This is a genomic window from Lysinibacillus sp. ZYM-1 (assembly GCF_001308875.1).
Classification (GTDB): Bacteria; Bacillota; Bacilli; order Bacillales_A; family Planococcaceae; genus Lysinibacillus.
Map to the genome: position 1 here is coordinate 70,901 of NZ_KQ465106.1, position 19,944 is coordinate 90,844.

Genomic DNA, 19,944 nt, shown 5'->3' on the forward strand with positions numbered 1-19,944 from the left:
AGGTTTAGGCAATGCCACATTTTTTTTTCAATAAGAAAGTAATTTTGCTGCTCGTAGGCATGGTTTTTCTTGTGGCATTGATTAGCTTCTCATTACGTGATCGGACGAATGCTACTTTACCAGAGCAAATTATTAAAGATACTGTCGGCGTCGCACAATCGATTGTTGCGAAGCCGGCGAATTATGTTAATGGTATTTTTAATAATATTGACTCCCTCTTAAACACGTACGAAGAAAATAAACGTTTAAAAGCACGCTTAGAAGATTTTGCAGTTGTACAAGCTGAGGCTACGGATTTAAAATCAGAGAATAAAAAGCTTCGTGAGCTTTTGGATAAAACTGAGAGCTTAAAGGCATTTAATCCAATTCAGGCAACAGTGATTGCTAGAAATCCTGACCAATGGGAAGAGAAAATCATTTTAGACAAAGGATCTTCTCATGGTGTCAGTAAAAATATGGCGGTAATGACAGCGAAAGGGCTAGTTGGAAAAATCATACTAGTGACACCTTTCACTTCTGAGGTAGAGCTTTTAAATACAAATAATCCAAACTATCGTGTTTCTGCGATGGTTTTAGGAGAAAAAGAAGCTTACGGTTTAATCGAGGGCTTTGATGAAGAACGTAATGAACTCATTATGAAGCGAATCGATTCTAGTTTTAAGGTTAAAGAAGGCGAGCAGGTAGTTTCTTCAGGACTAGGTGGTATTTTCCCAAAAGGTGTCCCTATTGGAGAAATTACAGAGGTTAGTACAGATGATCATGGCTTAACGAAAATGGCATATGTCAAACCATCTGCTGATTTTTCAATTTTGGAGCATGTTGTTATTGCTAAGCGTACATCAACAGTCATTGATGGTTCAGATGGCAACTCAATGAACGAAGATTTAACAAATCCGCAAGATACGAATGAAGAGGAGGCGGAATGATGGTTCGTTTTCTCATCCCCTCTGTGGCGGTTTTACTATTCTTACTAGAACCTGAATTTGCGATGCTTTCCCCAATTGAAATCAATGGGGAAGTGTATTTTCTAGTACCGCGATTTTTAATTTTATACCTAATCTTTATATCCATCTATTACAGCCGTAAACGTGCGGTAATGTATGGACTTTTTTTTGGTGTCTTGTATGATGTGTTTTACATTGATATTATTGGATTATATTCAGTTCTATATCCACTTATTTGTTTTTTAGCAGGGTCTATCGTGAAAGTTATACATCAGCACCTAGTAGTAACGACAACTATTTCAGTTGTGTTAGTAGCCATTTTAGAATTTATACTCTATCAATTTTTCTTCTTGATCGATTTTACAGCAATACCTTTAGCGGATTTCTTACGTTCACGACTACTACCAACAATCATTGCTAATGCTTTATTTTTAGTGATTCTTGGTTGGGCCTTCAAGTATCTAATTAATGCGCGTGTCTTACAGAGAGCACGTGAGGTTTCTTAACAAAGAACAACGTGAGGTGAGGCATTCATGAAAAAACAATTAGTTAATATGAAGGGAACGAAGGACGGATTTGTACTGCGTCTCGACGACCAATGTGCTTATAGCGATTTAGTAGAAGAATTAAAGAAAAAAGTGTTAGAAGGCGGTATCGATGGTAAAGTAGATGTACAATTATACTTAGGCTATCGATACTGTACTGATAAACAGATCGATGAACTTATCCATATTGTGCAAGAAACAGAACAACTCATTGTAGCGAATGTACAAAGCGAAGTACTGACTGTCCATGAAAGCAACCAGAAAATGATTGAAGGTCAACAAGATACATATATAGGTGTGGTCAGATCAGGGCAGATTTTACGTTCGTCAGGGGACATTATCATTGTAGGAAATGTGAATCCAAACGGTCGGGTTGAGGCTGGTGGTAATGTATATGTCTTAGGTAAGCTAAAGGGAATAGCGCACGCGGGTGTGCAGGGCAATAAAGAAGCAATCATTGCCGCCTCTCGATTTGAAGCTACGCATATCATGATTGCTGATCAGGTTGAAGCAATGTCAGATGAGCATGTGAAAGAAATCAACCAAGCAGAAATGACTTGTGCATTTATTGGTTACGATGGACGCATTACGTACGATCAAATTCACGCCTTAAAAAATATACGACCATTGTTAAATGTGTCTAAGGGAGGAAGCTAGTGTGGGAGAAGCGATCGTCATAACTTCAGGTAAAGGCGGTGTCGGAAAAACAACGACAACGGCTAACCTTGGGACTGCATTGGCTCTACAAGGTAAAAAGGTATGTTTAGTTGATACAGATATTGGCCTGCGTAATTTAGATGTTATTTTGGGCCTAGAAAATCGTATTATTTATGACTTAGTTGATGTAGTGGAAGGGCGCTGTAAAATTCATCAAGCATTGATCAAAGATAAGCGCGTGGATGATAAACTATTTTTATTACCTGCTGCTCAAACGACAGATAAAAATGCTGTTACCCCTGAGCAAATGAAGAGCTTAGTAGAGGAATTAAAAAGGGACTATGATTATGTATTAATAGATTGTCCTGCTGGTATTGAACAAGGCTATCGTAATGCCGTTGCAGGTGCAGATCATGCGATAGTTGTCACAACACCTGAAATTTCCGCTGTTCGAGATGCAGATCGTATTATTGGTTTATTAGAACAGGAAGAAATAACGGCTCCTAAACTCATCATTAATCGTATTCGACAACATATGATGAAGAGTGGTGACACTTTGGATGTCAATGAAATTACAACACATTTGTCTATTGACCTATTAGGGATTATTGTAGATAGTGAAGGTGTTATTTCATCCTCCAATAAAGGGGAACCAATTGTTATGGACCCTGCTAATAAAGCATCATTGGGCTATCGAAATATTGCCCGTCGTATTCTTGGAGAGTCAGTTCCATTAATGGCAATTCAAGACGAGCAAAGAGGTATGTTTTCAAAACTTAAAGCATTATTTTCAAGATAATTTAAAACCTTTTCGTACATTTGTACGAGAAGGTTTTTTTGCATGTTTGGACATGCAATCACATATAGTGTGGAAAAAAGGATGAGGGCTTGCTTAAAAAATGGAAATGGTTCGTCACGGTGCTACTTGTGGCAGCAACTATGCTTGTAATTCGTTTGGAAGATCAAGGTGTAGTCGATACCCCTGTTCGAAAGCTGGTGACAACCTCTGCAGATTTAACTTACTTAAGTGAACTGGGACAAAGTTGGTTCGATAAGGAAAAAGAGACCATTACGGTATCTAGTGATGTGGGGCAAGCAGATCTTTTAACATTTGCCAATGCCCAAGTTTTTAAAGAGGGATATTTACTGCAGTATGATGTAGGTTTACCAGTTTATGCAGGGCAGAATGGTTTAGTCGTTTTTACAGGCCATACAAAATATACTGGTAAGACTATGACCATTAGTTATGATGATGGTACAACCGTCTCTTATGGAATGCTAGATAGCTTAGCACAGCTACCCTATACATCCATTCAGGCAAATGACTTGATTGGCATGAAAGAAGCTGGGCAACTTTATCTTTCCATTGAAAAGGGAGATGCCCATTACGATTTAGAGCAAATTGTACAATGGTTGGAAACGATGGAGACCGATGAAGATTAAATTACATCTTCTCTGCATTCCTCTCGTATTTGTCATGATTTTTAGTGGGCAACTCGCTTACTACGCTATTATCTTTTTTTCGCTATTGTGGCATGAAGCAGGTCACTTATTAGCAGCTTTATTGTGCGGAGTAAGGGTGAAATCATGTGTTATTACACCATACGGGGGGGAAATTCAATTTGAAAATCCGGCGGTTGTGCAAACTTCGTCACTCCTATGGATTGCATTGGGAGGACCAATCGCTACTATTATGGGGATTGGCCTCGCTTTTTTTATGCCTGAACAACTTGCCACTAAGCTTATTACTGTTCAACTTGTGTTATTATTAGTAAACATTATGCCTATCCTACCATTAGATGGTGGAAGGATATTATTAGCATGGTTATTTTTAAATTATCCAAATGCCCGTGTGGTGGAAATGTATTATTGGCTGTCCTTTATGGTTGCCACTACGCTATTTCTGATAACATTAAATTTCCTACCACAATCTATTTTTCTAGCAATCATTTGTTTATTCATCTGGCTTCAAGTTTTAAAAGAATGGCGTTATCGAAAGTATCGTATAGCTTTTGAAAAATATGTTATGAATAGATTGACTTAAAAAAAGTCATGTGGTAATATTTTAATGTTATTGTTTGTAGCACCCGTGCTACTACAACCGCTCTGGAAAGGTTTAAGTATCTTACATAAGATCACCTTTGTTAAACAGGCGAGTCTGAGTCTAAGAGGAGGTGCAGTAAAATGTACGCAATTATTGAAACTGGTGGTAAACAAATCAAAGTAGAAGCTGGTCAAGAAATCTATGTTGAAAAATTAGGCGTAGAAGCTGACGAGGTTGTAACTTTTGATAAAGTTTTATTCGTAGGTGGCGAAAACGTTAAAGTTGGTGCTCCATTCGTAGATGGCGCTACTGTAACAGCTAAAGTTGTTAAAGAAGGCCGTGCGAAAAAAATCGTTGTTTTCAAATTGAAAGCTAAAAAGAACTACCGTCGTAAACAAGGTCACCGTCAACCTTACACAAAATTAGTTGTTGAAACAATCAACGCTTAATAGTGAGGTGTAGCGAATGATACAGGTTACGATTCATCACGATGAAAATAGACATGTGTCAGCATTCGAATTTTCAGGACATGCTGGGTACGATGAATCTGGTAAAGATTTAGTATGTGCAGGAGCATCTACCATTGCCATTGGTACAGTAAATGCTATTTATGCATTACTACAAATTCAACCAGAAATCGAACAAGCTGCTGAAGGTGGAGGCTACCTTAAGGTAGATCTACCGTCATATTTAGAGCCTGAAGTGGATGCAAAACTACAGTTAATTGTTCAAGTAATGACTGCCCAAGTGTATTCTATGGTGCAGAATTACGGACAATACATCCAAATCAACTACAACCAAGTAGGAGGTGGAACTCGATGAAATTATTATTAGCTTTAGACCTTCAACTTTTCGCATCGAAAAAAGGGGTAGGTTCTACTAAAAACGGACGTGACTCTGAGTCTAAACGACTTGGTGCTAAACGTGCTGATGGCCAATTCGTAACTGGTGGTTCAATTCTTTACCGTCAACGCGGTACAAAAATTTACCCAGGTACAAACGTAGGTCGTGGTGGTGACGATACACTATTTGCTAAAGTTGACGGCGTTGTTAAATTCGAACGTTTAGGTCGCGATCGCAAACAAGTATCTGTATACCCAGCACCACAAGAAGCTTAATCTTTTATAAGATAACATAAAGCGGAGGACTGCATTTATTGCAGTCCTTTTTTTGGCTAAATTTCAGCCTCTTTCAATAGATGACAAGTTGGATCGAAAACGTAGGAACAGAAGTCTTCTGCGTTTATAGGTGATGAAATACATGCGGTTTTCATTTTCAGTGGTGACCAAACATCCACTGAAATAGAGGAACACCGTCTATAATCGTCGCGACCTGTGGCAACGACTGAATAACCAACATCTTGTTGGCCCAAAACAGACCGATTCCAGACGCAATTATGCCTGGGCATAATTGAATAAAGAATTAAGGGAAAAATACAGCAAAACTTGTTATACTAGTAAAGATAACTTTATTGGAGTGAATGGGATGAACAATCAATCACTAACCATTAGTGAAGTATTACGTTTTGCAAATCATGATTTTGTGAATCAACTGCAACTGATTCGCATGAATTTAGATTTAGGTAGAGTTGATGAATCGAAGGAACTTATTCAGCATTATTCAGAACAGTTAAGAGTGTTTTCTATCCTTAATCGACTACAATTACCACATACAATTGAATGGCTACAAACAGCAGGATGGCGTTATCCTTCCTTAGCATGGAAGATGAGTGGCGAGATAAAAAAGCCTGTGACCAATAAAATTGATCAGGGAATTGTAGATTACTTAAACAAAACAGTTATGCATGTTTATGATACATTAGATCCATTTACAGAGCAGATCCTAACGCTAGATGTACGTGTTGACGATCATACATTTGCCGTGACATTCACGCTAAATGGGTTATGGAGTGCTGATGCATTCACCGAAAAAGGTTTGAAACAATTCGACATTCAAACAATTGAGCAGACAAATACACGCTGGCAATATGTCTTGAGTGCAAATAGGGAGTGAACTAAATGTTTGTCGATCACGTAAAGATTTATGTTAAAGGTGGCGAAGGCGGAGATGGCATGGTTGCCTTTCGCCGAGAAAAATATGTACCGAATGGTGGTCCAGCTGGTGGAGATGGTGGACATGGCGGTAATGTCGTATTTGAAGTAGAGGAAGGCTTACGTACGTTAATGGATTTCCGCTATAAACGCCATTTTAAAGCACCGCGTGGCGAGCATGGTATGAGTAAAGGCATGCATGGTAAAAATGCGGAAGATTTAATTGTTAAGGTACCACCAGGTACAGTGGTTATGAATGAAGAAACAAATGCCGTTATTGCTGATTTAGTCGAGCATGGGCAAAGAGCCGTTATTGCGAAAGCAGGCCGAGGTGGCCGTGGAAATTCTCGCTTTGCTACACCTGCCAACCCAGCGCCAGAACTTTCTGAAAAAGGTGAGCCAGGACAAGAATTAAATGTTATATTAGAGTTAAAAGTTTTAGCAGATGTAGGTTTAGTAGGATTCCCAAGTGTTGGTAAATCAACGCTTTTATCTGTTGTTTCTGCTGCTAAGCCAAAAATTGGTGCTTATCATTTTACGACAATTGTACCGAACTTAGGCATGATTGAAACGGATGATCACCGAAGCTTTGCGATGGCGGATTTACCAGGGTTAATTGAAGGGGCTCATGAAGGGGTAGGATTAGGCCACCAATTTTTACGACATATTGAACGTACACGCGTTATTGTCCACGTTATTGATATGTCAGGAATGGAAGGCCGCGATCCATATGAGGATTATTTAACAATCAATGAAGAGCTAAAACAATATAATCTTCGTTTAACAGAGCGTCCACAAATTATTGTAGCCAATAAAATGGATATGCCCGATGCAGAGGAAAACTTAACAGCATTCCGCCAAAAGGTAGGGGAAGATGTTCAAATTTTCCCAATTTCTGCTGTTTCACGTCAAGGATTAAAAGAGCTGTTGTTTGCTATTGCGGATCTATTAGAAGTAACGCCTGAATTCCTACTATATGATGAGGTAGAGGAACAATCAGACGCAACCGTAATGTACAAGCATGAGGCGAAAGGTGAAGGTTTCGAAATCACTCGTGACGATGATGGTACATTTATTATTACTGGTTATGCCATTGAGCGTTTGTTTAAAATGACGGACTTTAGCCGTGAAGATGGTATACGTCGTTTTGCTCGTCAATTGCGTGCAATGGGTGTGGATGAGGCTCTACGTGAACGTGGAGCACAGGATGGCGATACAGTACGCCTACAAGAGTTTGAATTTGAATTTGTCGATTAAGACATGAGTTTTAGGGGGAAGCGTATGAAGAATGTTGCGAATCAGCGATATTATCTAGTTCGTGAGGATGTTTTAACGGATGCAATGCAAAAAACTTTGGAGGCGAAACACTTATTATCAAGTGGTTCAGTATCTTCCATTTGGGATGCGGTAAAGCAGGTGGATTTATCGCGAAGTGCGTTTTACAAATATCGTGATGCGGTTTTTCCTTTTCATTCAATTGTGCAGGAACGCATTTTAACAGTCTTTTTACAGCTTCAAGACAGAAAAGGAACACTTGCTAAGCTTTTAGAAACTGTGACAATTACACATTGTAACGTATTGACGATTCATCAAACAATCCCAATTCAGGGACGTGCCAATGTTACATTATCACTAGATGTAACAAGTATGACATGTGATCTTGATGACCTAATCCAGCAATTAAAGCGCTTAGATTTTGTTGAGTCAGCGGAAGTCATTAGTTCCGGTGCTCTGTAATCACAGCAAGTTGTTCGATCCTTTAATTTTTGACAAAAATGACAATTATCGTGTTTAATAATCCATATGCTCTTGAAGCACTGGAGTAATAATACGATACCAAAGCTCAAATAAGGAGCTGTCCCTCAGTGATACATCAATCGCTAGGGACTGCTCCTTATTCCATAAAGGAGGTTTTTGCAATGACAAAGCAACAATGGGAAAATCGAATCGCATATCTAGGACCAGAAGCATCATTTACATACTTAGCAACAAAGGCTACTTTTCCAAATGAGTGGCTTGTCCCATGTGCAACGATTCCAGAATGTATTGAGGCAGTAGCAGAAGGAAAGGTAGATTTAGCCGTTGTCCCATTAGAGAATGCCTTAGAAGGTTCTGTGTCACTTACACTAGATTACTTATTCCATGAAGCAACACTATATGTAACAGGTGAGCTGTTGCTTAAAATACAGCAGCATTTAATGGTCAATAAAGCGCAAAAGGATAATTGGCAATCCATTGAAGGAGTCTATTCTCACCCACACGCCCTAGCACAATGCCATAAGTATTTATTTTATCGTTTCAGTCATGTGCCACTTCATCAAACAACTTCAACAGCAGCTGCGGCAAAATATGTATCCGAAAATCCAGATCACTGTATTGCAGCAGTTGGGAATGCAGCCGCCGCAGAAAAATATGGTCTTGAAATAGTAGAGTCCGATATCCATGATTTTCATTTTAATCATACTCGTTTCTTTGTTTTGTCTAAGCAAAATAAACGTTTGCCACAAGAATTATCGGAAGGACAGGCAAAAACCACTTTTATGATTACATTGCCGACTGATCGTTCAGGGGCATTACATCAGGTGCTTTCTGTCTTTGCATGGCGTCAACTGAACTTAAGTAAAATTGAATCACGTCCACTGAAAACGGGCTTAGGTGATTATTTTTTCATGATTGATGTATTAGCAGATGAAAAAGAACCAATGATGCGTGGTGCGATGGAAGAACTTGCTGCACTAGGTTGCAAGGTAAAGTCACTGGGTACATACTTTACTTATCTTACGTCTGACGAGGCAGAATAGCTGTAAGGGGGAAATGTGATGGGTGGGATCATTTTATTTGATGGCATCTGTAACTTTTGTGATAGCACCGTTCAATTTATTATCAAACATGATCAAGTAGGCTATTTTCAATTTGCGTCGTTGCAAAGTGATGTCGGCCAAGCATTCCTCCGACAATTCAATATACCTGAGAATATAGATAGTGTTATCCTCATTGAACATGAGAAAGCATATGTTGAATCTACGGCTGCCTTAAAAATATGCAAAAAATTGGACAAAATTTGGCCTTGCTATTATCTTTTCATCCTTGTGCCTCCAATTTTACGCAATGCGTTATATAGACAATTCGCTAAGCGCCGCTATCATTTATTTGGTCAAAAAAAGGAATGCTCATTGCCTACACCTTCGCAACGACAACGATTTCTCACATAAATGGTTGGGTACCTGCGGAAGACAGTAAAATTCTCAGAAGAAAATAATGAAGCACAGTATATTTTCATACTGTGCTTTTATTTATTGGTCTGTCACCAAATAGCCCTTTTTTTGTAAAGCCTGTTCAATTAATGTTAATACTTCCACTGAAGGGGCTGTAATGACATGAAGATGAATGCCCCCCGTGAGCGCAGATAAGTAATTAGCCTGCGTTGCATTAACCCGTTCGATAAATTGTTTTACCTCATGACGGTTTGACACCATAATGGAGGCTGTTAGTTCGCCATAGATGGGATGTTCAACAATAACATTTTTGACGGTGCCACCACAATCTACAATCGTCATTAGCTCATCTTCTGTTTGTTCAGATGAGTGTATGCATGGTAATGTGCGTTCAACTGTTTGCTGTAATTGTTCCTGATGCATATAAAGGTAACCCTGACTCGTAGCGATAATAGGTTCGTTTCTTGCCTTTAGTAAAGTCATATCATTGACGATAACTTGTCTAGAAACATTGGCGAATTTAGCCAAGTCTGTCCCCGTTATAGGAGCTTTACTTTTTTTTAATTGCGCTAATAGTTGCAGTCGGCGTTCTTCGCCTAACATTTTTTTCATAAGAGATCACCTCTGCCCGTAATAATGGAAACAGTATTCCCTATAGATTAGTGTACCATGAAGCATTTCTAACTTGTTGAAATTTTTGTATCCAAATGAAACATTGAACATATGATACGTAGAGAGGAAGGGAGGAAAAAATTGCGTATTCATATTGTTCAAAAGGGAGACACATTGTGGAAGATTGCGAAAGAGTACGGCATTTCGTTTGAAGATTTGAAGCGGCTCAATGTCCATCTTGCCAACCCAGATTATATTGTCCCGGGCATGGAAATTATTTTGCCTGAAAAAATAAACAAAGAGCAGCATAGAGAGTCACATAAAGAGATGCCGAAAAAGGAAACACAAATGCATAAGGAGACACCTAAAGAAAATCCCAAAAAAGAGGTGCAGAGACCAATGCCTCCGCCACCACCAATTGTACCACCAGCTCCAATGCCAATGCCAGAACCACAAATGATTCCAATACCTATACCGATGCCAATGCCAATGCAGATGCCACAACAGCCGATGTGGGTACCACAGCCTGTAGAAATGAATTGGCACCAACAAGTAGTGATGCCACAAGTAGAGCAAACAGTTATACCACCACCCGTGCAAATACAGCCAGCACCACCACCGCCACCACCACCTGTAGCGAAGCCGATGCCAATGCCGCACCATCCAGCACCACCACCAGTGCATATCATGCCACAAATGCCTGCTGTACCACATTGCTCAAGTTGCCATCAACCAATTTATCATCAAATGTGGTGGCCAATGCCAATGCAGCCACAGGTTGAGCAATATACAATGCCGCAGCAACCGATGTCCTATGAGATGCCAGAAAATAAAGTGGGCGGAATGGAAGACTTCTTAGAGTCTACGTCACCGTTTTTCCCTAATCAACCAATGCAACCACAATATAATATGATGCCTGAGATGAACATGGGGCAATCCTGTGGCTGTGAAGCACAACCGATGCAGATGCCTATGCCTACATGGCAAATGGATCCGTGTCATTGCCCACCGCAACCATGTCCGCCACCACCATGTCCAACTCATTGTCCACCGCCGTGCCCGTCATCAGTAGGACCTTGGATGTCACCGCACTATTTCCCAGGCGGGATGACGCCTTATCGATGGTGAAAAAGCGTATATTGTCGAAGAGGTGAAATCTAATATTTGGAAATATAGGTATCGATCTAATACTTATTTTGTCAAACGAGCAAAGCAATTAGAAATTGCAGAGAAAGTAAGGACGATTCATCGCCAACTAGGGCGAATGGAGCCTACCCTTATCCTACCATTAGTCCAGAGTGACGATGAGCAGTTAATTGTGCAAGAATGGCAAGAAGGAAGTCATGGTGCAAACTTTGCCCATAAAAAGGATCGGAAGGAATCTCTTCAACTACTAATAGCTTTACATGACACACATAAAAAAATTGCTTGGCAACGTTTGCCTGGCTTGCATACCTACTCACAACTTTTAAAATGGCAAATGCGGTATATGCGTTTTAAAAGTAGAAGAAATGAACTTCGGGCTTTTTTAACAAAAGAAGAAGTCGATCAAATTTTGCATTATAGTGATAAATCGCTGCAGCTGATTGCGTTGGAGGATGTAGCTGAAAAAGACATCACACTATTACATGGGGATGTTGTGCATCATAATTTTTTATGGTGCACGGACGGACAATTGCGTTTAATCGATTTTGATTTGGCCCACCTTGGAGAAGCGGATGATGAATATATTTTATGGTTGCATCGAGTATTACCTGCAGTCGATTATGATTTAGGTAAAATTTTCGCTGAGTTACCAGAGTTGAAACGACTAGATAAAAGAAAGCTTCATCGTTTGAAATATCCGAATGAGTTATTACGTGAATGGCTTTTTGCAGTAGATTTACCACTTGAACAGCAGCTAGTATTTTTAGATTATTTAGTACCATTTACTAAACGAGCCCTCACCTATTGGCCAAAACTGTGGTACGATATTGATAGATTTGTGAAGAAATGACCGTCATTTGGCGGTCATTTTTGTCTGTGAACAGCGCTTGTTACACCATTTTTTGTCGAGCATTCGTTCGCTATATGCTATAATCGAAGACGATGATTGTGAGGGATTATAGATGTATGATTATTTAAAAGGACAAATTTCCCGTATTACACCTGAATATATTGTGCTAGAACAACAGGGTATCGGCTGGCAATTAAATACACCCAATCCGTTTGCATTTCGAACATCAGCACTTGAACAACAGATATATGTTCATTTGCATGTGCGAGAGGATGCACAAGTGCTTTACGGTTTTCCAAATCTAGATCAACGCGAGCTATTTCGTAAGCTAATTTTAGTATCTGGAATAGGTCCGAAGGGGGCGCTAGCCATTTTAGCAACTGGCAACCCACAACAGGTAATAAGTGCGATTGAACGTGAAGATGAAGCATTTTTAGTGAAGTTCCCAGGAGTAGGTAAAAAAACTGCACGTCAAATGATATTAGATTTAAAGGGCAAGCTAGGCTCTTTATTAGAGACAATTGAGTTACCAAGTACAGAAGATGAGCTGCCATTGTTTGGTGTAAACCCTTATAAACACGAATTAGAAGAAGCGATACTTGCTTTAATGGCACTTGGTTATTCTGAAAAGGAACTCGAAAAAATTCGCCCACAGCTTGAGGACAACGACAAGCTTGAAACGACAGATTCCTTTATGAAACAAGCGTTACAACTATTACTAAAATTAAAATAAGGAAAGGAGGGAAGGGGCATGTCTGAACGTATGATGGCTAGTGAGGCAAGTAGCTATGATGAACATTTTGAATTATCTTTACGCCCACAAAGGTTAGCCCAGTACATAGGGCAACATAAAGTAAAGGAAAATTTAAAAATTTTCATTGAAGCAGCAAAACTTCGCCAGGAAAGTTTAGACCATGTGCTATTATATGGACCTCCAGGGCTTGGTAAAACGACATTAGCTGCCGTTATTGCTAATGAGATGAATGTCAATGTGCGCATGACAAGTGGTCCTGCGATTGAGCGTCCAGGAGATTTAGCAGCGATTTTAAGTTCACTAGAGCCTGGAGACGTTTTATTTATTGATGAGATTCATCGACTACCTCGTGCAATTGAAGAAGTGTTATATCCAGCAATGGAGGACTTCTGTTTAGATATTGTGGTTGGTAAAGGTCCTGAAGCCCGTTCTGTACGCCTTGATTTACCTCCATTTACCCTTGTAGGTGCTACTACAAGAGCTGGTGCCTTATCAGCCCCTTTAAGGGATCGATTTGGTGTTTTATTACGCTTAGAGTACTATGATGATGTTTCTCTTGCTGAAATTGTTGCTCGAAGTGCCCATTTATTTGAGGTAGAAATTGAGCAAATAGCAGCAATGGAAATGGCAAGACGTTCTCGAGGTACGCCTCGAATAGCCAATCGCCTGTTAAAACGAGTGCGAGATTATGCACAAGTGCTTGGAGATGGTATGATAACGGAGGGTCTTGCAAAGCAAGCGTTAGAATTGTTACAAGTCGATCCTAGAGGCCTTGATCATATTGACCATAAACTTGTCACCAACATGATTGAACGCTTTCGAGGAGGTCCTGTGGGCTTAGATACGCTTGCGGCATCGATTGGTGAGGAACGGGTTACGATAGAAGATGTATATGAACCCTATCTCATGCAAATCGGACTTATTCAACGTACACCACGAGGGAGAGTAGCGACCCATTTAGCCTACGAACATTTTGGATACGAATATCCCCAACAAACATAAAGAAGGAAGTTTTTTTCATGCGTGTAGAAGATTTTGATTTTGAATTACCAGAGGAGCTTATTGCTCAAACACCATTAGTTGATCGTACAGCCAGTCGATTAATGGTCGTGACACCTGGCTCAAATAAAGTAGAGCATCACCATTTTGCTCATGTTTTAGATGAGTTACGTGCTGGGGATTGTCTTGTATTAAATGATACAAGAGTCTTACCTGCTCGCTTAATGGGTGTAAAAGAGGAGACTGGTGCACATATAGAGGTATTGTTATTGAAGCAATTGGCAGGTACAGATGAGTGGGAAACACTTGTAAAACCAGCCAAACGTGTAAAAGTAGGGACAGTCATTACGTTTGGAGATGGGTTGTTGACAGCTACTTGTACAGGTGAGCTTGACCATGGTGGACGAACATTTGAATTTCATTACGATGGAATCTTTTATGAAATATTAGAGCAGCTTGGTGAAATGCCATTACCTCCCTATATTCGAGAGAAATTAGAGGACAAAGATCGATATCAAACCGTCTATGCGAAAGAACGTGGCTCAGCTGCCGCTCCAACGGCGGGTTTACATTTCACGGAAGAGTTATTAGAACAAGTGAAAGCAAAAGGGGTAGAGGTAGTCTTTATAACACTACATGTAGGACTTGGTACATTTCGTCCTGTTAGCGTGGATTCTATTGAAAACCATGAAATGCATGCTGAATTTTATAGTGTTACGGAAGAAGCAGCAGACACGATTAATCGTGTAAAGCGTAATGGTGGTAAGGTGATAGCTGTCGGGACAACCTCTACACGTACATTGGAGACAATTGGCTCTAAATATAATGGCGAGGTGCGTGCAGAACAAGGGTGGACGTCTATTTTCATCTATCCAGGCTATACCTTTACTGTGGTGGATGGTTTAATTACAAACTTCCATTTACCAAAGTCAACCCTTGTGATGCTTGTCAGTACGCTAGCCACTCGGGAAACTATTTTAAGTGCTTATCAGCAAGCTGTAGAAGAAAAATATCGCTTCTTTAGTTTTGGTGATGCTATGTTTATTCGACCAAAAGAATAAAAAAAGATACAATCGGAGTACTGTTTTTACTTCAGATAAGAGAGGATTTTTATTTTTATGACACAACCAGCAATTCGCTATGAATTACTTCATACTTGTAAACAAACGGGAGCACGTCTTGGTATTGTGCATACACCACACGGTTCCTTTGAAACTCCTACATTTATGCCTGTTGGGACACAAGCAACAGTTAAAACAATGTCACCTGAAGAATTAAAAGAAATGAATGCCGGTATTATCTTATCCAACACGTATCATTTATGGCTTCGTCCAGGCAATGATATCGTTAAGGAAGCAGGTGGGCTGCATAAATTTATGAACTGGGATCGTCCAATTTTAACGGATTCAGGCGGTTTCCAAGTATTTTCGCTAAGTCAATTCCGTAAAATTGAGGAGGAAGGCGTTCATTTCCGTAATCACCTTAATGGGGATAAATTATTCCTAAGTCCTGAAAAAGCGATGGAAATTCAAAATGACTTAGGCTCGGATATAATGATGGCCTTCGATGAATGTCCACCATATCCTGCAACACACGACTATATGCTGCAATCAGTGGACCGCACAACACGTTGGGCAAAACGTTGTAAAGAAGCACATAAGCGTCCAGAAGATCAAGGGTTATTCGGCATCATTCAGGGTGGCGAGTACGAGGATTTACGCCGTCGTTCTGCAGAGGCATTAGTGGAGTTAGATTTCCCAGGCTACGCTATAGGAGGATTATCTGTTGGTGAGCCGAAAGATGTAATGAACCGCGTTCTTGAGTTCACGACACCTTTAATGCCAGCCAATAAACCGCGATACTTAATGGGTGTTGGCTCACCGGATTCATTAATCGATGGGGCAATTCGTGGTATTGATATGTTTGACTGTGTGCTGCCAACACGAATTGCGCGTAATGGTACACTGATGACATCAGAAGGTCGTTTAGTAGTAAAGAATGCAAAATATGCTCGTGACTTTGGGCCGATTGATCCGAACTGTGATTGCTATACATGTAAAAACTATTCGCGTGCTTATATTCGTCACTTGATTCGCACAGAAGAAACGTTCGGTATTCGTTTAACGTCTTATCATAATTTACATTTCCTCTTAAAGCTAATGGAGCAAGTGCGTGAGGCAATTCGCCAAGATCGTCTTGGTGATTTCCGAGAAGAATTTTTCGAAAAATACGGCTTTAATGGGCCAGATGCCAAAAACTTCTAATCGATTACTTACACCTGTAGGGTAAGTGGACAAGTCTTTTGTCACTTCTCCTGTATATCAAAATAAAAAAGGACATTAGGAACTCCCTAATGTCCTGAATTACTAGCCATAGTATGGCAAAGTTATTCAAAACTTTGTAAAAAGTGAATATTTCTAGCAAAATATTGTCAATCATAGAAAAAATATTAGTAATTGAGAAAATTTTTGGGCTTGTCCATCGCTTTTTAATGGTGGAATAGTCTATACTAAAAAAGTGAGATTTGGAAAGGGGGCAAGAAGTATTATGGATCAATTATTAGGCTTAGCACCAATATTATTAATGTTCGTAGCTATGTGGTTTATCTTAATCCGTCCAGCTAAAAAGAGACAGCAGGAAACACAAAATATGCAAGGTAGTTTGCAACGTGGGGATAAAGTCATTACAATCGGTGGCATGCATGGTATCATTGATGCAATTGAGGACACAGCAGTGACATTAAAAATCGCTGACAATGTACGTGTGAAATTTGACCGTCAAGCAATCGGACGAATTGAGAAAGACAATAGTATTTAAAGAGAAAAGGCTTACAATAGGCAATAGCTATATTGTAAGCCTTTTCTTATAATTTTGAAGCAGAAGGGGTGTCAACCCTTCTGCTTCCTTCATATTATTTTATTGCATTTATTTTATGAATTAAATCGGCACTCGTATCATTGCCATTTACAGTTATTCTACTCAGCGAGAATAATTCATCGCCCATTTTAACACTTTTATTTTGAATGACAAAGCCCATTTTAAAACCGGCTTCCTGTGCTATCTTAATGGTAGCCACAGACTTTTTACCATAAGGATAGCTAATGGCGATGGGCTCATAGCCTAATTTTTCTTTAATTATTTTTCTGGAGCGAATAAAATCATTTCTAACCCTTTCTTCGTATTGTAGTTGACTTTCTAGTTGTCCATTCAAATAGCTTGGACCGTAAATCGCACCATTTAATTTTCCGTACTTTGATGGTAATTTATAATGTGAGTCCCAAGTATGGCTTTGAATGGTTATATAATCTTGCATTTCTTTTAATTGATCCCAGTTCATCTTGGCAATTTCATTTGGATAAGCATCTTTTTTACTTACATCGACAATTCGACTTGCAATAACGAAAATTTCCGCATGCATGTCATATTTTTTCAAAATAGGATAAGCTTTTTCGTAATTGCTGAGGTAGCCATCATCAAAAGTGACCAATACAGGCTTTTCGGGTAATTTTATCTGGTTATTTAAGTAATCATGTAATTCTTGGACTGAAATAGCATGATAGCCTTCCGCTTTAAGCGTTCTTATCTGATTTTCAAAATTATTGGGTGAAATAACTGTATTATTGTTTATATTATCTGCTAAATGGTGGTACATAAGGACGGGTATTTTCTGTTCTTGGTAGCCATAACTAGGGAAGGAATGAGTGAACAGAACAATATAAACAACAACGGCAACAATTATTTTCCTTATCATTTTCTCACCTTGTTTGCTGTTTATAGTCTTAAGTATTTCGCTCTTTATATTGTGTGCGATCAACTAGGGACTATTCCATAAATGCAATCTTTTTTTCAGCAACTACACACCATAAATCTGTATAAAAAACAAGAAGTAAGGTCACCTTGATACTATGGGGGTGTATTTAGATGGAAGAATATTTCCATATTATTTTTAGAACTTGTTTTTTATATGTGTTTATCATCATTGTTTTTCGATTAATGGGCAAACGAGAAGTCGGTGAACTATCTGTCATCGATCTGGTTGTATTTGTATTAATTGCAGAAGTGGCTGCTTTTGCGCTTGATGACTATAAAAATCCTCTGTTTAATGCCATTTTACCCATTATTATTTTGCTCTTTATACAAATATTAAGTGCTTATTTATCGTTGAAGTTCAAGGGAATACGCGACTTAGTTGATGGTGATCCAGCATTACTAGTGAAAGACGGTGTGATTTTAGAGAGCGAAATGCGTAAGCACCGCTATAATTTAGATGATTTATGTCAGCAATTACGAGAAAATGGTATCGCATCTGTCACCGATGTAGCATTTGCGTATTTAGAACCTTCGGGTAATCTTTCTGTTTTCAAAAAAGATGAAAAAGCCTTTGTTTATCCGTTGATTATTGACGGAGATATTCAAGAAAGACATTTATTAACCATGCATAAAGATGTGGAATGGTTGAAGACTGAACTAGCTAAGAATAATATTACAGATAGTGAAACGGTATTTTTTTGCATTTGGGAAGACGAGCGATTGTATATCCAATTAAAAGAAAGCTAAACTTTCTTTGCTAATTTACGGATATAGCGGAAATCCGTTATACGTAATTGATTCGTAAATAATAAACTCGTAAATAGCAAAAATAATGTGACAAAGCTATTCAAAATAAATGGTAGTGATAGCAATGGTATAAGGAAGTATTGGGCTATACAAACGACTATAAAGCAACTATAGGGTACGACAAACATTCTAAAGCCAGCTCTTAAGTTTTTCCGTTGTCGAACAGTTGCGATATGCAAGAAAGACGTCAATAAAACTCCAAAACCAATAGCTACAACAGCTCCTTTTTCCTGGATACCAGGCTGGGAGGCAAGTACAAACATGACAAATAACTTTCCTAGACCACCATAGATGGAGTTCATCATAGCTGCTCGAGCTTCACCGATTGCCTGTAGTATGGAGTGCAAAGGGCTTTGGATATAATAAAAATAAAAAATAGGTGCTAAAATTTTTACGTAACCACGATTTTCTTCTAAATGGAAAAGCTTCATAGCCAATTCATCGCCATGTACAAAGAAATATGTAGCAGCGAAACAGCCAACTAAAGAAGATAATCTTAAGGAAACCGAAATCCGTTCCTGTAACAAAGGGATGTGCTGACGAGCGACGGCATCACTTACAGCTGGAATAAGAACAATCGATAAAGCTGTTGACACAAAAGCAGGAAATAATAGTAATGGCACCAAAACACCTGAGATGACGCCGTAAAGAATTGTTGCTGCAGATGCAGTTAAACCTGCCACCGTTAAAGCTTTTAAAAAGATAATTGGTTCTAAAAACCAAGTGAAAGAACCAAAAAGCTTACTGCCAGCAGAAGGTAGCGCTATACGAAGCATTGGCGATGCAGGGTAACCTTCGATTTTAGTTTTACGTGCTACTAGTTTCTTTTTGGAGACTATATAATGCAGCCATAAATAGAAGAAAGCTACTACTTCTGCAGCAAGTGTAATACCCATTGCTGCAGCTGCCGTCACAGCAGCATTATTATAGTTTGCCACATAAGGAAGCATTAATGTGATAAAGCTAATACGCACAATTTGTTCAATCATTTGTGCCCAAGCTGTCGGTGTGATTTTAGCCACACCTTGTAAATAAGCGCGTAATAATCCAGATCCCACTGATACTGGTACGGCGAAGAGCGCAATCCATAAGGTGAAAGTTGTATTTTCATTATGTAAGAGCGTCGTAGAAATATATGGTATTGTGAGTGCAACAAGCGGCATAAAAATGATCATGCCAATAAACGACCAAAGAATGGCAGTACGCATGACGCCAAAAATGCTTTCACGTTTATTTTTAGCTAGTAATTCTGCCACAATTTTAGCTACTGCAATAGGTAGTCCAAGTTGAATGAGTGAGATAAAGAAAATAAATGCTGGATAGACGGTCATATAAATGCCGACTGCCTCTTCACCAGCAATGCGCATAAATTGCATTCTATAAAAGAAGCCAAAAAGTTTAGATAAAAAAATCACAAACATTAAAAATAATGTACCTCGTACAAAAGAACTCATGCCATCCGTCCCTTCTCAAGCCGCAAAAATTCATTTACACTATTTGTATGCAAGCA

Annotated in this window: 26 protein-coding genes and 1 other annotated feature; of the genes, 22 read left to right on the forward strand and 4 right to left on the reverse strand. The window is 39.1% G+C overall.

The window, feature by feature from the left end:
* Positions 1–11: 11 nt before the first annotated feature.
* The 9 genes from mreC to rpmA all read left to right on the forward strand — a co-directional run bounded on the left by mreC (position 12) and on the right by rpmA (position 5,308).
* Positions 12–926 (forward strand): rod shape-determining protein MreC, encoded by a 915-nt coding sequence (mreC, locus tag AO843_RS00295; RefSeq protein WP_054609172.1) that lies wholly within the window; start codon positions 12–14, stop codon positions 924–926.
* Positions 926–1,450 carry a rod shape-determining protein MreD gene (mreD, locus tag AO843_RS00300; RefSeq protein ID WP_082389347.1) on the forward strand — a complete coding sequence of 175 codons (525 nt, stop codon included), beginning with the start codon at positions 926–928 and terminating at the stop codon, positions 1,448–1,450. Before mreC ends, mreD begins: the two co-directional genes overlap by 1 nt.
* 27 nt (positions 1,451–1,477) lie before the next feature.
* Positions 1,478–2,146, forward strand: a complete 669-nt coding sequence (gene minC, locus AO843_RS00305; RefSeq protein ID WP_054609174.1) for a septum site-determining protein MinC — start codon at positions 1,478–1,480, stop codon at positions 2,144–2,146.
* Between the two features lies 1 nt (position 2,147).
* Complete coding sequence (gene minD, locus AO843_RS00310; RefSeq protein ID WP_054609175.1) at positions 2,148–2,945, forward strand: septum site-determining protein MinD; 798 nt, start codon at positions 2,148–2,150, stop codon at positions 2,943–2,945.
* 89 nt (positions 2,946–3,034) lie between these two features.
* A complete protein-coding gene (locus AO843_RS00315) occupies positions 3,035–3,589 on the forward strand; it encodes a M23 family metallopeptidase (RefSeq protein ID WP_054609176.1) in 555 nt (184 codons plus the stop codon).
* Complete coding sequence (locus AO843_RS00320) at positions 3,579–4,190, forward strand: zinc metalloprotease (RefSeq protein WP_054609177.1); 612 nt, start codon at positions 3,579–3,581, stop codon at positions 4,188–4,190. The genes AO843_RS00315 and AO843_RS00320 overlap by 11 nt, the downstream gene beginning before the upstream one ends.
* Before the next feature lie 45 nt (positions 4,191–4,235).
* Positions 4,236–4,316: a sequence feature (ribosomal protein L21 leader region), on the forward strand.
* A 14-nt stretch (positions 4,317–4,330) separates the two neighbouring features.
* Positions 4,331–4,639 (forward strand): 50S ribosomal protein L21, encoded by a 309-nt coding sequence (gene rplU, locus AO843_RS00325; protein ID WP_054609178.1) that lies wholly within the window; start codon positions 4,331–4,333, stop codon positions 4,637–4,639.
* Positions 4,640–4,655: 16 nt separating this feature from the next.
* The gene (locus AO843_RS00330; RefSeq protein ID WP_054609179.1) at positions 4,656–5,012 is read left to right on the forward strand and encodes a ribosomal-processing cysteine protease Prp; all 357 of its coding nucleotides are present in this window, start codon (positions 4,656–4,658) and stop codon (positions 5,010–5,012) included.
* The gene (rpmA, locus tag AO843_RS00335) at positions 5,009–5,308 is read left to right on the forward strand and encodes a 50S ribosomal protein L27 (RefSeq protein ID WP_004226673.1); all 300 of its coding nucleotides are present in this window, start codon (positions 5,009–5,011) and stop codon (positions 5,306–5,308) included. The genes AO843_RS00330 and rpmA overlap by 4 nt, the downstream gene beginning before the upstream one ends.
* A gap of 56 nt (positions 5,309–5,364) precedes the next feature.
* Here rpmA and AO843_RS24410 read toward each other — a convergent pair whose 3' ends face one another.
* Complete coding sequence (locus tag AO843_RS24410; RefSeq protein ID WP_156313914.1) at positions 5,365–5,562, reverse strand: hypothetical protein; 198 nt, start codon at positions 5,560–5,562, stop codon at positions 5,365–5,367.
* Positions 5,563–5,675: 113 nt separating this feature from the next.
* On the opposite strand from AO843_RS24410, the gene AO843_RS00340 reads away from it, so the two are divergent.
* From AO843_RS00340 to AO843_RS00360, 5 genes are all read left to right on the forward strand, one after another.
* Entirely contained in the window at positions 5,676–6,203 is a 528-nt protein-coding gene (locus AO843_RS00340) for a Spo0B domain-containing protein (RefSeq protein WP_054609180.1), read from the forward strand.
* Between the two features lie 5 nt (positions 6,204–6,208).
* On the forward strand, positions 6,209–7,498 hold the full coding sequence (obgE, locus tag AO843_RS00345) for a GTPase ObgE (RefSeq protein ID WP_054609181.1): 1,290 nt from the start codon (positions 6,209–6,211) through the stop codon (positions 7,496–7,498).
* Positions 7,499–7,522: 24 nt separating this feature from the next.
* Positions 7,523–7,978 (forward strand): ACT domain-containing protein, encoded by a 456-nt coding sequence (locus AO843_RS00350; RefSeq protein WP_004226679.1) that lies wholly within the window; start codon positions 7,523–7,525, stop codon positions 7,976–7,978.
* A 182-nt stretch (positions 7,979–8,160) separates the two neighbouring features.
* Positions 8,161–9,042, forward strand: a complete 882-nt coding sequence (gene pheA / locus AO843_RS00355; protein ID WP_054609182.1) for a prephenate dehydratase — start codon at positions 8,161–8,163, stop codon at positions 9,040–9,042.
* Positions 9,043–9,060: 18 nt separating this feature from the next.
* Positions 9,061–9,453 (forward strand): thiol-disulfide oxidoreductase DCC family protein, encoded by a 393-nt coding sequence (locus AO843_RS00360; RefSeq protein WP_054609183.1) that lies wholly within the window; start codon positions 9,061–9,063, stop codon positions 9,451–9,453.
* An 81-nt stretch (positions 9,454–9,534) separates the two neighbouring features.
* Here AO843_RS00360 and AO843_RS00365 read toward each other — a convergent pair whose 3' ends face one another.
* The gene (locus AO843_RS00365; protein WP_054609184.1) at positions 9,535–10,068 is read right to left on the reverse strand and encodes a transcription repressor NadR; all 534 of its coding nucleotides are present in this window, start codon (positions 10,066–10,068) and stop codon (positions 9,535–9,537) included.
* A gap of 141 nt (positions 10,069–10,209) precedes the next feature.
* Here AO843_RS00365 and AO843_RS00370 point away from each other — a divergent pair, with 141 nt between their 5' ends.
* From AO843_RS00370 to yajC, 7 genes are all read left to right on the forward strand, one after another.
* Positions 10,210–11,196 carry a LysM peptidoglycan-binding domain-containing protein gene (locus AO843_RS00370; protein WP_054609185.1) on the forward strand — a complete coding sequence of 329 codons (987 nt, stop codon included), beginning with the start codon at positions 10,210–10,212 and terminating at the stop codon, positions 11,194–11,196.
* A 22-nt stretch (positions 11,197–11,218) separates the two neighbouring features.
* Positions 11,219–12,064, forward strand: coding sequence for a phosphotransferase (locus AO843_RS00375; RefSeq protein ID WP_231630033.1), 846 nt, complete (start codon positions 11,219–11,221; stop codon positions 12,062–12,064).
* Positions 12,065–12,176: 112 nt separating this feature from the next.
* On the forward strand, positions 12,177–12,797 hold the full coding sequence (gene ruvA / locus AO843_RS00380) for a Holliday junction branch migration protein RuvA (RefSeq protein WP_054609186.1): 621 nt from the start codon (positions 12,177–12,179) through the stop codon (positions 12,795–12,797).
* Between the two features lie 18 nt (positions 12,798–12,815).
* Positions 12,816–13,820 carry a Holliday junction branch migration DNA helicase RuvB gene (gene ruvB, locus AO843_RS00385; RefSeq protein ID WP_054609187.1) on the forward strand — a complete coding sequence of 335 codons (1,005 nt, stop codon included), beginning with the start codon at positions 12,816–12,818 and terminating at the stop codon, positions 13,818–13,820.
* Positions 13,821–13,837: 17 nt separating this feature from the next.
* Entirely contained in the window at positions 13,838–14,878 is a 1,041-nt protein-coding gene (gene queA, locus AO843_RS00390; RefSeq protein ID WP_054609188.1) for a tRNA preQ1(34) S-adenosylmethionine ribosyltransferase-isomerase QueA, read from the forward strand.
* Between the two features lie 57 nt (positions 14,879–14,935).
* Positions 14,936–16,081, forward strand: coding sequence for a tRNA guanosine(34) transglycosylase Tgt (gene tgt, locus AO843_RS00395; protein ID WP_054609189.1), 1,146 nt, complete (start codon positions 14,936–14,938; stop codon positions 16,079–16,081).
* Between the two features lie 283 nt (positions 16,082–16,364).
* Complete coding sequence (gene yajC / locus AO843_RS00400; RefSeq protein WP_054609190.1) at positions 16,365–16,634, forward strand: preprotein translocase subunit YajC; 270 nt, start codon at positions 16,365–16,367, stop codon at positions 16,632–16,634.
* Positions 16,635–16,728: 94 nt separating this feature from the next.
* Here the strand turns inward: yajC and AO843_RS00405 are convergent, their stop codons facing one another.
* Positions 16,729–17,568, reverse strand: coding sequence for a polysaccharide deacetylase family protein (locus AO843_RS00405; protein ID WP_054609387.1), 840 nt, complete (start codon positions 17,566–17,568; stop codon positions 16,729–16,731).
* 170 nt (positions 17,569–17,738) lie between these two features.
* On the opposite strand from AO843_RS00405, the gene AO843_RS00410 reads away from it, so the two are divergent.
* Positions 17,739–18,374: a DUF421 domain-containing protein gene (locus AO843_RS00410; protein WP_054609191.1), complete on the forward strand. Its 636-nt coding sequence runs from the start codon at positions 17,739–17,741 to the stop codon at positions 18,372–18,374.
* Here AO843_RS00410 and AO843_RS00415 read toward each other — a convergent pair.
* A complete protein-coding gene (locus tag AO843_RS00415; RefSeq protein WP_054609192.1) occupies positions 18,371–19,888 on the reverse strand; it encodes a putative polysaccharide biosynthesis protein in 1,518 nt (505 codons plus the stop codon). The two genes, AO843_RS00410 and AO843_RS00415, sit on opposite strands and share 4 nt — an antisense overlap.
* Between the last annotated feature and the right edge of the window lie 56 nt (positions 19,889–19,944).

Bases quoted from the DNA above. Each gene is read 5' to 3' on its own strand.
- mreC (WP_054609172.1), top strand. From the start codon at position 12: ATGCCACATTTTTTTTTCAATAAGAAAGTAATTTTGCTGCTCGTAGGC.
- mreD (WP_082389347.1), top strand. From the start codon at position 926: ATGGTTCGTTTTCTCATCCCCTCTGTGGCGGTTTTACTATTCTTACTA.
- minC (WP_054609174.1), top strand. From the start codon at position 1,478: ATGAAAAAACAATTAGTTAATATGAAGGGAACGAAGGACGGATTTGTA.
- AO843_RS00320 (WP_054609177.1), top strand. From the start codon at position 3,579: ATGAAGATTAAATTACATCTTCTCTGCATTCCTCTCGTATTTGTCATG.
- rplU (WP_054609178.1), top strand. From the start codon at position 4,331: ATGTACGCAATTATTGAAACTGGTGGTAAACAAATCAAAGTAGAAGCT.
- AO843_RS00330 (WP_054609179.1), top strand. From the start codon at position 4,656: ATGATACAGGTTACGATTCATCACGATGAAAATAGACATGTGTCAGCA.
- rpmA (WP_004226673.1), top strand. From the start codon at position 5,009: ATGAAATTATTATTAGCTTTAGACCTTCAACTTTTCGCATCGAAAAAA.
- AO843_RS00340 (WP_054609180.1), top strand. From the start codon at position 5,676: ATGAACAATCAATCACTAACCATTAGTGAAGTATTACGTTTTGCAAAT.
- obgE (WP_054609181.1), top strand. From the start codon at position 6,209: ATGTTTGTCGATCACGTAAAGATTTATGTTAAAGGTGGCGAAGGCGGA.
- AO843_RS00350 (WP_004226679.1), top strand. From the start codon at position 7,523: ATGAAGAATGTTGCGAATCAGCGATATTATCTAGTTCGTGAGGATGTT.
- pheA (WP_054609182.1), top strand. From the start codon at position 8,161: ATGACAAAGCAACAATGGGAAAATCGAATCGCATATCTAGGACCAGAA.
- AO843_RS00360 (WP_054609183.1), top strand. From the start codon at position 9,061: ATGGGTGGGATCATTTTATTTGATGGCATCTGTAACTTTTGTGATAGC.
- AO843_RS00365 (WP_054609184.1), bottom strand. From the start codon at position 10,068: ATGAAAAAAATGTTAGGCGAAGAACGCCGACTGCAACTATTAGCGCAA.
- ruvA (WP_054609186.1), top strand. From the start codon at position 12,177: ATGTATGATTATTTAAAAGGACAAATTTCCCGTATTACACCTGAATAT.
- ruvB (WP_054609187.1), top strand. From the start codon at position 12,816: ATGTCTGAACGTATGATGGCTAGTGAGGCAAGTAGCTATGATGAACAT.
- queA (WP_054609188.1), top strand. From the start codon at position 13,838: ATGCGTGTAGAAGATTTTGATTTTGAATTACCAGAGGAGCTTATTGCT.
- tgt (WP_054609189.1), top strand. From the start codon at position 14,936: ATGACACAACCAGCAATTCGCTATGAATTACTTCATACTTGTAAACAA.
- yajC (WP_054609190.1), top strand. From the start codon at position 16,365: ATGGATCAATTATTAGGCTTAGCACCAATATTATTAATGTTCGTAGCT.
- AO843_RS00405 (WP_054609387.1), bottom strand. From the start codon at position 17,568: ATGATAAGGAAAATAATTGTTGCCGTTGTTGTTTATATTGTTCTGTTC.
- AO843_RS00410 (WP_054609191.1), top strand. From the start codon at position 17,739: ATGGAAGAATATTTCCATATTATTTTTAGAACTTGTTTTTTATATGTG.
- AO843_RS00415 (WP_054609192.1), bottom strand. From the start codon at position 19,888: ATGAGTTCTTTTGTACGAGGTACATTATTTTTAATGTTTGTGATTTTT.